Annotated in this window: 8 protein-coding genes; 7 read left to right on the plus strand and 1 reads right to left on the minus strand. The window is 64.1% G+C overall.

The genetic code is table 11. The features are described 5' to 3' along the window. The first annotated feature begins 260 nt into the window (after positions 1 to 260). The 4 genes from FJ426_RS09685 (at position 261) to FJ426_RS09700 (ending at position 5,367) form a co-directional block, all read left to right on the plus strand. Complete coding sequence (locus FJ426_RS09685; RefSeq protein ID WP_140625060.1) at positions 261 to 1,007, plus strand: cytochrome c biogenesis CcdA family protein; 747 nt, start codon at positions 261 to 263, stop codon at positions 1,005 to 1,007. Between the two features lie 157 nt (positions 1,008 to 1,164). Beyond that, the gene (glmU, locus tag FJ426_RS09690) at positions 1,165 to 2,523 is read left to right on the plus strand and encodes a bifunctional UDP-N-acetylglucosamine diphosphorylase/glucosamine-1-phosphate N-acetyltransferase GlmU (RefSeq protein WP_140674514.1); all 1,359 of its coding nucleotides are present in this window, start codon (positions 1,165 to 1,167) and stop codon (positions 2,521 to 2,523) included. A 174-nt stretch (positions 2,524 to 2,697) separates the two neighbouring features. Further along, the gene (gene glmS / locus FJ426_RS09695; protein ID WP_140560900.1) at positions 2,698 to 4,521 is read left to right on the plus strand and encodes a glutamine--fructose-6-phosphate transaminase (isomerizing); all 1,824 of its coding nucleotides are present in this window, start codon (positions 2,698 to 2,700) and stop codon (positions 4,519 to 4,521) included. A gap of 93 nt (positions 4,522 to 4,614) precedes the next feature. Next, on the plus strand, positions 4,615 to 5,367 hold the full coding sequence (locus tag FJ426_RS09700) for a DUF502 domain-containing protein (RefSeq protein ID WP_140557815.1): 753 nt from the start codon (positions 4,615 to 4,617) through the stop codon (positions 5,365 to 5,367). Here FJ426_RS09700 and recG read toward each other — a convergent pair. Beyond that, positions 5,319 to 7,427: an ATP-dependent DNA helicase RecG gene (recG, locus tag FJ426_RS09705; protein ID WP_140560901.1), complete on the minus strand. Its 2,109-nt coding sequence runs from the start codon at positions 7,425 to 7,427 to the stop codon at positions 5,319 to 5,321. The two genes, FJ426_RS09700 and recG, sit on opposite strands and share 49 nt — an antisense overlap. A gap of 92 nt (positions 7,428 to 7,519) precedes the next feature. Between recG and FJ426_RS09710 the strand changes: the two genes are divergently transcribed. The 3 genes from FJ426_RS09710 to FJ426_RS09720 all read left to right on the plus strand — a co-directional run bounded on the left by FJ426_RS09710 (position 7,520) and on the right by FJ426_RS09720 (position 12,827). After that, the gene (locus FJ426_RS09710) at positions 7,520 to 7,807 is read left to right on the plus strand and encodes a succinate dehydrogenase assembly factor 2 (protein ID WP_140560962.1); all 288 of its coding nucleotides are present in this window, start codon (positions 7,520 to 7,522) and stop codon (positions 7,805 to 7,807) included. 11 nt (positions 7,808 to 7,818) lie between these two features. Further along, entirely contained in the window at positions 7,819 to 11,316 is a 3,498-nt protein-coding gene (mfd, locus tag FJ426_RS09715) for a transcription-repair coupling factor (RefSeq protein WP_140560902.1), read from the plus strand. A gap of 137 nt (positions 11,317 to 11,453) precedes the next feature. Continuing rightward, the gene (locus FJ426_RS09720) at positions 11,454 to 12,827 is read left to right on the plus strand and encodes a 3-deoxy-7-phosphoheptulonate synthase class II (protein WP_140515265.1); all 1,374 of its coding nucleotides are present in this window, start codon (positions 11,454 to 11,456) and stop codon (positions 12,825 to 12,827) included. Positions 12,828 to 12,870 lie beyond the last annotated feature (43 nt).

The following is a 12,870-nucleotide window of genomic DNA, read 5'->3' on the forward strand; positions in this document are numbered from 1 at the left end:
AGATCTTGGTGCCGTCGACCTCGGCCTCCTTCCAGGCCTCTGCTGCGAAAGACGCGGCGGTGCTGAGCAAAAGCGCGGCCAACCCTAGTGTCGCGGTTTTCATCGAAATCTCCCTGCTGATCCGAGGATGCGCGGCAATCGCGGCCTCGCTCGATCAACGCGCAGGCACCGACGTTTATTCCCGGGCATGCCAACACAATGGTGATTGGCAGAGGGCCCCGGGCGTCGCTATATCGGCGCCGTAAAGTCGGAGTTCTGGAATGGCACTCGATATAGGCTATGTCAGCGCGGTCGGGGCAGGGGCGATCTCGTTCCTGTCGCCTTGCGTGCTGCCGCTCGTGCCGCCCTATCTCTGCTACATGGCCGGCGTGTCGGTCGACGATTTTCGCGGTAATGCCGGAGCGGCAGCCAAAGCCGGCGCCCGCACCGCGCTGCTTTATTCCTCGATTGCATTCGTGCTCGGCTTCTCGACCGTGTTCGTCGCGCTGGGCGCCGGCGCCTCGACCATCGGCCGCCTTCTGCGCGTCTGGCAGGAGCCGCTGGCAATGGGCGCCGGCGTGCTGATCATCCTGATGGGGCTGAATTTCCTCGGTATCCTGCGTATTCCGCTTTTGTCGCGCGAGGCGCGTTTCCAGTCGCAGGGCAAACCGGCAAGCGCGGTTGCGGCCTATGTCATGGGACTGGCCTTCGCCTTCGGCTGGACGCCGTGCATCGGCCCGGTGCTGGGGCCGATCCTGACGCTGGCCGGCGGCCGCGAGACAGTGGGCGAAGGCGCATTGCTACTCGCCGCCTATTCGCTCGGCCTCGGTATCCCATTCCTGATCGCGGCACTGTTTTCCGGCGCCTTCATGCGTTTCCTCGGCAAATTCCGCGTCCATCTCGGCCGCGTCGAGAAGGCGATCGGCGCATTGCTGGTCGTCGCCGGCGTGTTTTTCCTCACCGGCGGGGTGCAGGCCGTGTCGTATTGGCTGCTGGAGAATTTTCCGCTGCTGGGCCGGCTGGGATAAGGCTGTCGGTATCGGGTGCGCACAAGATTGAACCTGTGACCCGCTGATTAAGAGTCGGCTGCTCACCATCTCACCGGAATTTAACCGCATTGGTGCAGCATGGCGCCCACTGCTAGCATGATTTGATTCCCAACGCTTTTCCTATGGTTGTCCTTCCATGAACCAGAGAACATGCCTATCCGTCATCCTCGCCGCCGGCGAAGGCACGCGCATGAAGAGCGCGCTGCCCAAGGTGCTGCACCAGATCGCCGGGCTGCCGATGGTCGCGCATGTGGTCAAGGCGGCCGAGGCAGCGGGCGCCGGCGACCTTGCGCTGGTGATCGGCCACGGCGCCGAGGAGATGCGCAAGGCGGCGCAGAAATTCGCGCCGGAGGTAGAGGCTTTCGTGCAGGAAAAGCGCCTCGGCACTGCGCATGCGGTGCTTGCCGCGCGCGCTGCTATATCAAAAGGTTACGACGATATCCTCGTCATGTTCGGCGATACGCCGCTGATCGATCCGGACGCCCTCACGGCCGCGCGCCTGAAGCTGGCGCAAGGTGCTGCCGTCGTGGTCATCGGCTTCCGCACGGCGAACCCCACCGGCTATGGCCGCCTGATCGAAAAAGGTGGCAAGCTCGTCGCCATCCGCGAGGAAAAGGACTGCTCCGACGAGGAGAAGAAGATCACCTTCTGCAATGGCGGGCTGATGGCGATTGCCGGCAGCCAGGCGATGAAACTGCTCGACGCCGTCGGCAACAGGAACGCCAAGGGCGAATACTATCTCACCGATATCGTCGAGCTTGCCAGCAACCAGGGCCTCGATGTCGTCGCCACCGAAGCCAGCTTCGAGAATGCGCTCGGCATCAACAACCGCGCCGAGCTGGCGCAGGCCGAAGGCATCTGGCAGGCACGCCGCCGGCAGGAAGCGATGCTTTCGGGCGTGACGCTGATCGCACCAGAAACGGTGTATTTCTCGCACGACACCGAGATCGGCGCCGATACTATTGTCGAGCCGAACGTCTGGTTCGGGCCGGGTGTGAAGATTGCAAGCGGCGCCAGGATTCACGCCTTCAGCCATATCGAAGGCGCCATCGTCGCCGCTCATTGCGATGTCGGCCCCTTCGCGCGGCTGCGGCCGGGCGCCGATCTCAAACAGAAAGCCAAGGTCGGCAATTTCTGCGAGGTCAAGCAGGCCGTCATCGAGGAGGGCGCCAAGGTCAACCATTTGACCTATATCGGCGACGCGCGGGTGGGCGCCGGGGCCAACATCGGCGCCGGCACGATCACCTGCAATTATGACGGCTATCTGAAGCACTTCACCGATATCGGCGAGGGCGCCTTTGTCGGATCGAATTCCTCGCTTGTCGCGCCGGTCACCATTGGCAAGGGCGGCTATATCGCCTCGGGCAGCGTCATCACCGAAAGCGTGCCCGACGATGCGCTGGCCTTCGGGCGTGCCCGCCAGAAGACGATCCCCGGCAAAGGCAAGGAATTGCGCGAGCGCTTCGCGTCGGCCGCGGTTGCCAAAAAGAGGTAAAACCGGTCTTCAAAAACTGAACGATTGCAGTAACTGGATTGCAAGTGCGCTGTGTCATGATGCATGCGTACGAGACTGTTCCCATTACACGGAACGAAACGCAAAGTAACTTTCGCGAGAGCCCGGCAATCCGTAGATAGCGCCGGGTTCTGCCGGGGATTGGGGACTGTCTGCATGTGCGGTATCGTTGGAATTGTCGGCCATTCGCAGGTTGCGCCGCTCATCGTCGATGCGCTGAAGCGGCTTGAATATCGAGGCTACGATTCGGCCGGCGTCGCCACCATAGAGAAGGGGGCGCTTGGCCGCCGCCGCGCCGAAGGCAAGCTGGTCAATCTCGAGCGCAGGCTGAAGGACGAGCCGCTCGACGGCACGATCGGCATCGGTCACACCCGCTGGGCCACGCATGGCGTGCCGAACGAGACCAACGCGCATCCGCATTTTTCCAATGGCGTCGCCATCGTCCACAACGGCATCATCGAAAATTTCGCCGAGCTGCGCGACGAACTGATCCGCGACGGCTATTCCTTCTCGTCGCAGACCGACACCGAGGTCGTCGCGCATCTGGTGGCGCGGGAAGTCGCCAAAGGCTTGAAGCCGGTCGATGCCGCGCACAAGGCGCTCAAGCGGCTGGAAGGCGCCTTTGCGCTGGCGATCATGTTCACGGGCGACGAGGACCTCATCGTCGGCGCCCGCAACGGCCCGCCGCTGGCGGTCGGCCATGGCGACGGCGAGATGTTCCTGGGCTCCGACGCCATCGCGCTTGCCCCGTTCACCAATTCGATCACCTATCTGGAAGACGGCGACTGGGCGGTGGTGCGCCGCAGCGGTGTCGCCATCTTCGACATTGACGGCGAAAAGGTCGACCGCAAGCGCCAGCAGTCGCTCTCGACCAGCTTCATGGTCGACAAGGGCAATCGCCGCCACTTCATGGAGAAGGAAATCCATGAGCAGCCGGAGGTGATCTCGCACACGCTGGCGCATTATGTCGATTTTGTTTCCGGCGTCTCCAAGCCGCTCGACCTGCCGTTCGACTTTGCTACGATTAACCGGCTGGCGATTTCGGCCTGCGGTACCGCCTATCTCGCCGGACTGATCAGCAAATACTGGTTCGAGCGCTACGCTCGGCTCCCGGTCGACATCGATGTCGCCTCCGAATTTCGCTACCGCGAAATGCCGCTGTCGAAGAACGACGCCGCCTTCTTCATCTCGCAATCGGGCGAGACCGCCGACACGCTGGCCTCGCTGCGCTATTGCCGCAAGGCCGGCATGAAGATCGGCGCCGTCGTCAACGTGCGGGAATCGACCATGGCGCGCGAATCCGACGTCATCTTGCCGACGCTGGCCGGGCCGGAGATCGGTGTCGCCTCGACCAAGGCCTTCACCTGCCAGTTGTCGGTGCTGGCCTCGCTAGCCGTCCGGGCGGGCGTGGCGCGCGGCACGATTTCGCGGGACGAGGAAAAGTCGCTGGTGCGGGCGCTTTCCGAGGCGCCGCGCTATGCCAACCAGGTGCTCAAACTCGAAGAGCAGATCGAACGGATCGCGCGGGACCTGTCGCGCTACAAGGACGTGCTCTATCTCGGACGCGACACCAATTTCCCGCTCGCCATGGAAGGCGCGCTGAAGCTCAAGGAGATCTCCTACATCCACGCCGAGGGCTATGCCGCGGGCGAGTTGAAGCATGGCCCGATCGCGCTTATCGACGAGAACATGCCGGTCATCGTCATCGCACCGCATGACCGCATCTTCGAGAAGACGGTGTCCAACATGCAGGAAGTGGCGGCGCGCGGCGGCAAGATCATCCTGATCACCGACGCCAAGGGCGCCGCGCAGGCGAGCGTGAAGACGATGGAGACGATCATCCTTCCGGACGTGCCGGAAATCATCTCGCCGATCATCTACGCGCTGCCGATCCAGATGCTGGCCTATTTCGCCGCCGTTTTCATGGGCACCGACGTCGACCAGCCGCGCAATCTGGCGAAATCGGTGACGGTGGAGTAGGCGTTTTTTAAACAGGTGCTTTAAAAACTTCGCAGTTCCAAAGCGCCTTCCGGTTCACTAATGTTTGCGCTGCAACTCGCGCCCCGGTGAACCATGTCAGATGCTCTCAAGACCTCCGGCATGACCCGGCTGAGGAACTATTTCCTCACAGGCTTCGTCGTCTGCGCGCCGCTGGCGATCACCGCCTATATCGCGTGGTCCTTCATCGGTTGGGTGGATTCCTGGGTCAAACCCTATATTCCGGCACGCTACAGTCCCGATACCTATCTGCCGTTCCCGGTTCCGGGGTTCGGGCTGATCGTGGCGCTTGTCCTGATCACGCTGATCGGGTTCATGACCGCCAATATCGTCGGCCGCGCCATCGTCAATTTCGGCGAGCGCCTGCTTGGCCGAATGCCGCTGGTGCGGGGCATCTATCGCTCGCTGAAGCAGATTTTCGAAACCGTGCTGTCGAACAAAGGTGACATGTTCCGCCAGGTCGGCTTGGTCGAATATCCGCGCAAGGGGGTGTGGTCGCTGGTGTTCGTGGCCAGCGAGAAGGAAACCGAGATCAACCAGAAGCTTGACCAGGAAGGCGATCCGCTGACCGCTGTCTTCATGCCTTGTACGCCCAATCCGACGACGGGCTTCCTGATGTATGTGCCGAAATCGGACATCGTGCTGCTCGACATGACGATCGAGGATGGCGCCAAGCTGATCGTCTCGGCCGGGCTGGTGGCGCCGGAGGTGAAAACGAAGCTGGTGATGCTGAATGGCGAGCCGATCACGGGCACCCTGGCCAATCCGCCGCTCGGGCCTTATCCCGCCCGCAGGAGCCGCACCGCCTCGTCGCGGCCGAACAAGTAGAGCAGCAGGCGCAGCGCTTCGCCGCGCTCGGTCTGCAGGTCCGGATCACGCGACAGGATCAGTCTTGCGTCATCGCGGGCCGCTTCGAGCAGGTCCGCATGCGCCTCGATGCGCGCGACCTGGAAGCCCGGCGTGCCGGACTGACGGGTGCCAAGCAATTCGCCTTCGCCGCGCAGCTTCAGGTCCTCCTCGGCGATCACGAAGCCATCCTCGGTCTCGCGCATCACCGACAGGCGCCGCTTGGCCGTTTCGCCGAGCGGATCCTTGTAGAGCAATACACAGGACGAAGGCTTGTCGCCGCGCCCGACGCGGCCGCGCAACTGGTGCAGCTGGGCGAGGCCGAAACGTTCGGCGTGTTCGACGACCATGATGGTCGCGTCCGGCACGTCGACGCCGACCTCGATGACGGTTGTGGCAATCAGGATACGTGTCTCGCCCTGCTTGAAGGCGCGCATCGCTTCGTCCTTCTCGGCGCCCTTCATGCGGCCATGGACGAGGCCGATCCGGTCGCCGAACAGCGGCTTCAGGGAAGCAAAGCGGTCCTCGGCCGACATCAGCTTTATCTCTTCGGATTCTTCCACAAGCGGGCATATCCAGTAGATTTTCTGGCCGCCGGCCACCGCTTCCACCATGCGATCGACGAGTTCGTCCAGCCGCTCAAGCGGCAGCGTGACGGTGCGGATCGGCTGCCGGCCGGCCGGCTTTTCCGTCAGCTTGGAGACGTCCATGTCGCCGAAGGCGGTCAGCACCAGCGTGCGCGGAATGGGGGTTGCCGTCATCACCAGCATGTCTGGCGCGTCGCCCTTGGCGGTGATGGCAAGCCGCTGGTGAACGCCGAAGCGATGCTGCTCGTCCACGACGGCAAGGACAAGATCGTGGAACGCCACCGTTTCCTGGAACAGCGCGTGCGTGCCGATGACGATGTCGATCTCGCCGCCGGCCAGTCCCGCCAGCGTTTCGGTGCGTTCGCGGCCCTTTTCGCGACCGGTGAGGATGGCCGTGCGCATGCCTGCCCGTTCCGCCAAAGGGGCGATCGTCGCCAGGTGCTGGCGCGCCAGGATCTCTGTCGGCGCCATCAGGGCAGCCTGGCCGCCAGCCTCGACGGCACGCGCCATGGCCAGGAGCGCAACGACCGTCTTGCCGGAGCCGACGTCGCCTTGCAGGAGGCGCAGCATGCGCTCGGGGTCGGCGAGGTCTGCATTGATTTCGGCGAGCGCGAATTCCTGGGACGCGGTCAATGTGTAGGGCAGGGCCGCGCGCAGCTTGTCGACGATCTGGCTGTCGCCGGTGAGCGGCCGGCCGGACAGCCTGCGGACCCTCGACCGGACCAGGGCGAGCGACACCTGGCCCGCCAGCAACTCGTCATAGGCAAGGCGCCGCCATGCGGCGCCTTCGATGGCGACATCGATCGGGTCCGCGGGATGATGGATGCGGGCCAGCGCGTCACCGAAAGACGGGAAACTCTGGCGGCGCATGAAAGCGCCATCCTGCCACTCAGGCAGTTCCGGCAGACGGCCGAGCGCCTGGCCGATGGCGCGGCGCAGCACCTTGGCGGACAGCCCCGCCGTGAGCGGATAGACCGGCTCGACCAGCGGCAGGTTTTCGGCGTCGCCGGCCAAGGCGATATGATCCGGGTGGACCATGGTCGGGCGCCCGTTGAACCATTCCATGCGTCCGGAGACCACGACATGCTCGCCCACAGGCATCGATTTTTCCAGATAGGCAGCATGGGCGTGGAAGAAGGTCAGCGCCACTTCGCCGGTATCGTCATGGGCGTAGACCCGGTAAGGCACCGACCTGTTGCCGCGCGGCGGCGGCTGGTGGCGGTCGATGCGCAGGTCGAGCGTGACGATGGCGCCTTCGGCCGAGCCGGCAATGCCCGGCCGGTTGCGGCGGTCGATGACGGTATGCGGCAGCACGAACAGAAGATCGCCGGCGCGCGCCGCTCGGTCGCCGAGATCGGCCGCGACGACTTTTTCGATCAGCGCGCCGACCTTCGGCCCGACACCGGCGAGCGACGTGATCGGGACGAAAAGCGGGTCAAGGATGGAAGGACGCATGATGTCAGCTTATGTCGCGACGGCTGCAGCGCAAGGCTGACAGCCCCTTCTATCCACGCTATATGCGCCGCAGCAAGCGAGGATGCGGCACAATGACGGGAACGAAACGATCAAGCGAGGGGCTCGACGCCCGCCGCCGCAAGCTCTTGTTCCGCTCCTGGCACCGCGGCATGCGCGAGATGGACCTTATCCTCGGCACCTTCGCCGATGCTGAGATCGGCGCCTTGACCGGCGATGAAATCGACCAATATGAAAAGCTCCTCGATATTCCCGACACCGAGTTCCTGCCCTTGATCACCGGCGAACGTCCTGTTTCCGCCGAAATTGATTGTGCGGTCCTGCAAAAAATCATGGCTTCACGCCGGACAATGACCTTTTGAAGAACGCTTCCATGAGCCTCATTCCCACCATCGGCTTGCCGAAAGGCCGTGCCGGCCAGTTCATCGTCGACGGCGTCGCCGACGGCTATGAAGCCTTCGCGCTGGTGCAGGCGGCGCACGAGATCGCGCCCGACAAGCCGGTGCTGTTCGTGGCGCGCGACGGGCAGCGCCTGCCGGCAATCACAGAGGCGCTGGCCTTTGCCGCTCCCGGCCTGCCCGTGCTGGAACTGCCCGCCTGGGACTGCCTGCCCTATGACCGCGTCTCGCCCGGCTCGGATGCGGCCGCCCGGCGGCTCGACGCGCTCGCCGCCATGATCGCGCTGGCGAGGAAGCCGCATCGCGCCGTCATTCTCACCACCGCCAATGCGCTGCTCCAGCGCATTCCGCCCGCGGATCTCATCGAGGCGCAGACCTTCCACGCCAAACCTGGCAACCAGGTCGATATGAACGCGCTGGTGTCGCGGCTGGAGACATCGGGCTTCGAGCGGGTGCCGACGGTGCGCGGCATCGGCGAGTTCGCCGTGCGCGGCGGCATCCTCGACCTTTTCGCACCCGGCTGGGCCGAGGCGCTGAGGCTGGATTTCTTCGGCGATACGCTGGAATCGATCCGCGTCTTCGACGTGGCCACGCAGCGCACCACCGGGCAGCGCAAGTCCATGGCGCTCCAGGCGATGAGCGAGGTGGCGCTGACGCCGGAGACGATCAGCCGCTTCCGCCGCGCCTATATCGAAGCGTTCGGCGCGCCGTCGCGTGACGATGGGCTTTACGCCGCGGTCAGCGAAGGTCGGCGCTTCGCGGGCATGGAACATTGGCTGCCGTTCTTCTACGAGCGGTTGGAGACCGTGTTCGACTATCTGCCGGACACGCCTGTCGTTTTCGACCATCTGGCGCATGAAGCGCTTGCCGAACGCCACACGCTGATCCTCGATCACTACGAGGCGCGCAAAAAGCAGGCCGAAGGTGCGCTGAAGGACGCGGTGCCCTACAAGCCGGTGGCGCCGGACCTGCTTTACCTCTCGCCGGAAAATCTCGTCGCTTCTCTCGGACCGCGCGAAGCGATCGACTTCACCGCCTTCGACGCACCGGATGCGGGAGCGAGAAAGGTCTTCCACGCCGGCTCGCGCCATGGCCGCAGCTTCGCGGAAGAGCGCGCCGACCCCAACGTCAATGTCTTCGACGTGGCGGTGAAGCACATCGCCGACGAACGCGCGGCACGCCGCCGCGTCATTGTCGCCGGCTGGACCGAGGGCTCGCTCGACCGGCTCGGCCAAATTCTCGCCGAACATCGTCTGGGCAATCTTGCGCCGGTGGCGACCTTGGCGGAGGCGGAGAAACTCGAGCCGGGGCAGGCGGCGTTGGCCGTGCTGCCGCTGGAATCCGGTTTCGAGACCGAAAGACTGGTCGTCGTCGCCGAACAGGACATTTTGGGCGACCGGCTGATCCGGCGCTCCAAGCGCAAGAAGCGCGCGTCCGACTTCATTGCCGAAGCCTCGGCCCTGTCGGCTGGCGACATCGTCGTCCATGCCGACCACGGCATTGGCCGCTTCATCGGCCTGCGCACAATCGAAGCCGTCGGGGCGCCGCATGATTGCCTGGAAATCCACTATGCCGGCGACGACCGGCTGTTCCTGCCGGTGGAAAACATCGAGCTCCTGTCGCGCTACGGCTCCGATACAGCCGAGGCGACACTAGACAAACTCGGCGGCGGCGCCTGGCAATCGCGCAAGGCGCGGCTGAAGAAACGCCTGCTCGACATGGCCGGGCAGTTGATCCGCATCGCCGCCGAACGGCAGATGCGCGCTGCACCCCCGCTGGTGCCGGCGGAAGGCCTCTATGGCGAGTTCGCCGCGCGCTTCCCCTATGAGGAGACCGATGACCAGCAGACGGCGATCGATTCCGTCAGGGACGATCTGGCGGCCGGCAAGCCGATGGACCGGCTGATCTGCGGCGATGTCGGTTTCGGCAAGACCGAGGTGGCGCTGCGCGCCGCCTTCATCGCGGCGATGGAAGGGTTCCAGGTGGCGGTCGTCGTGCCGACAACCCTGTTGTCCCGCCAGCATTTCAAGACCTTCTCGCAGCGCTTTTCCGGCCTGCCGATCCGCGTCGCCCAGGCATCGCGGCTGGTCGGCGCAAAGGATCTGGCAGAGACCAAGAAGGGCATTGCCGAAGGGACGGTGGATATCGTGGTCGGCACCCACGCGCTGCTCGGCAGCGCGATCTCGTTCAAGAATCTCGGCCTCCTGATCATCGATGAAGAGCAGCATTTTGGCGTCAAGCACAAGGAACGGCTGAAGGACCTGAAGACCGACGTCCACGTGCTGACGCTGTCGGCGACGCCTATCCCGCGCACGCTGCAACTGGCATTGACCGGCGTGCGCGAACTGTCGCTGATCGCCACGCCGCCGGTCGACCGCATGGCGGTGCGCACCTTCATCTCGCCCTTCGATCCGCTGGTCATTCGCGAGACGTTGTTGCGCGAGCGTTATCGCGGCGGCCATTCCTTCTATGTCGTGCCGCGCATCAGCGATCTGGCGGAAATCCATGATTTCCTGAACCAATCCGTGCCGGAACTGAAGGTGGCGGTGGCCCATGGCCAGATGCCGCCGGGCGAACTCGACGACATCATGAACGCCTTCTACGACGGCCAGTACGACGTTCTCTTGTCGACCACCATCGTCGAATCCGGCCTCGACATCCCGACCGCCAACACGCTGATCGTTCATCGCGCCGACATGTTCGGCCTGTCGCAGCTCTATCAGTTGCGCGGCCGTGTCGGGCGCTCGAAGGTGCGCGCCTACGCACTGTTCACACTGCCGGCCAACCGCAAGCTGACCGACACCGCCGAACGTCGACTGAAAGTGCTGCAGTCGCTCGACACGCTGGGCGCCGGCTTCCAGCTCGCCAGCCACGATCTCGATATCAGAGGCGCAGGCAATCTGCTCGGCGAAGAGCAGTCCGGCCACATCAAGGAAGTCGGCTTCGAGCTCTACCAGCAGATGCTGGAGGAGGCGGTCGCGGAGGTGAAGGATTCCGGCGAGGTGCTGGATGGCGGCTGGTCGCCGCAGATCGCCGTCGGCACGGCGGTGATGATCCCGGAGAGCTATGTGCCGGACCTGCAGCTCAGGCTGGCGCTCTATCGGCGTCTCGGCGACCTCGAGAGCACCGAGGAAATCGATGCTTTCGGCGCCGAGCTGATCGACCGTTTCGGCCCGATGCCGGAGGAGGTGAAGCATCTCCTCAAGATCGTCTTCATCAAGGCGCTCTGCCGCAAGGCCAATGTCGAGAAGCTCGACGCCGGGCCGAAGGGCGTCGTCATCCATTTCCGCAAGCGCGAATTCCCCAACCCGGTCGGATTGGTCAAGTTCATCGGCGAGCAGGGCTCGCTGGCCAAGATCCGACCCGACCAAAGCGTCGTCTTCACCCGCGACTGGCCAACGGCGGAAAAGCGTTTGGCCGGATCGGCTGTCGTCATGACGCAACTGGCGCGGCTGGTGGAGAAGGCGGCGTAGCCGGTCCGCACCATTCGCCAGCGCTGAAATTCCGGTCTAGAATAGGAAATCGGCTTCGTGTATGGAGCCGCCACCCCACATAGGGGGCTGGAAATGGCGGGCGAGGGTGCTCGCCGGAAAGAGCGTTGGGTGCAGCGATGACGAAATGGTCGCCGAATTCGTGGAGGGCAAAGCCGATCAAGCAGGTCCCTGCTTATCCGGACCTTGCCGCGCTGAAGAACACGGAGGCCCAGCTCGCCACCTTTCCGCCGCTGGTTTTTGCCGGCGAGGCGCGCAAGCTGAAGAAGCAACTGGCCAGCGTTGCCGCCGGCGAGGCGTTCCTGCTCCAGGGCGGCGACTGCGCCGAGAGCTTTGCCGAACATGGCGCGGACAACATCCGCGACTTCTTCCGCGTCTTCCTGCAAATGTCGGTGGTGCTGACCTTCGCCGGTGCGCAGCCGGTGGTGAAGATCGGCCGCGTTGCGGGCCAGTTCGCCAAGCCACGCTCGTCCGACAACGAGACCAAGGGCGAGGTGACGCTGCCGAGCTATCGCGGCGACATCATCAATGGCATCGAATTCGACCTCAAGTCGCGCATTCCCGATCCTGCCCGCCAGGAAATGGCGTACCGTCAGTCGGCGGCAACGCTCAATCTTTTGCGCGCCTTCGCGCAGGGCGGCTACGCCAGCCTGGAGAATGTGCATCGCTGGATGCTCGGCTTCGTCTCCGACAGCCCGCAGGCCGAAAAATACGAGTCGCTTGCCAACCGCATCACCGAGACGATGGATTTCATGCGCGCGGTCGGCATCACCTCCGAAACCAATTTCGCGCTGCGCGAGACTGATTTCTATACCAGCCACGAGGCGCTGCTGCTCGGCTATGAGGAAGCGCTGACGCGTGTCGATTCGACCTCCGGCGACTGGTACGCGACGTCTGGCCACATGATCTGGATCGGTGACCGCACCCGCCAGCCCGACCATGCGCATGTCGAATATTGCCGCGGCATCAAGAACCCGCTCGGCCTGAAATGCGGCCCGTCGCTGACGCCGGACGGCTTGCTGGAACTGATCGACCTGCTCAACCCCGAGAACGAGCCAGGCAGGCTGACGCTGATCGCGCGCTTCGGTTCCGACAAGGTCGCCGAGCATCTGCCGAAGCTGGTGCGGGCGGTGCAGAAGGAAGGCCGTAGCGTCGTCTGGTCGTCAGACCCGATGCATGGCAACACGATCGAGGCGGCCGGCTACAAGACGCGGCCGTTCGACCGCATCCTGAAGGAGGTGCAGACGTTCTTCGAGGTGCACCGCGCCGAAGGCACGCATCCGGGCGGCATCCATGTCGAGATGACCGGCAAGAACGTGACTGAATGCACTGGCGGTGCCCGCGCCATCACCGCCGAGGAATTGCAGGACCGCTATCACACCCATTGCGACCCGCGCCTCAATGCCGACCAGGCCATCGAACTGGCGTTCCTGGTGTCGGACCTGCTCAAGAAAAGCCACCCGGTGCAACACAAGCAGGTCGCCAACGGCTGACCCCCGTCCAAAGCAGTTCACAGGAAAAGCGCTTCCTGCCGAA

This window comes from Mesorhizobium sp. B2-6-4, from assembly GCF_006441495.1.
GTDB lineage: Bacteria > Pseudomonadota > Alphaproteobacteria > Rhizobiales > Rhizobiaceae > Mesorhizobium.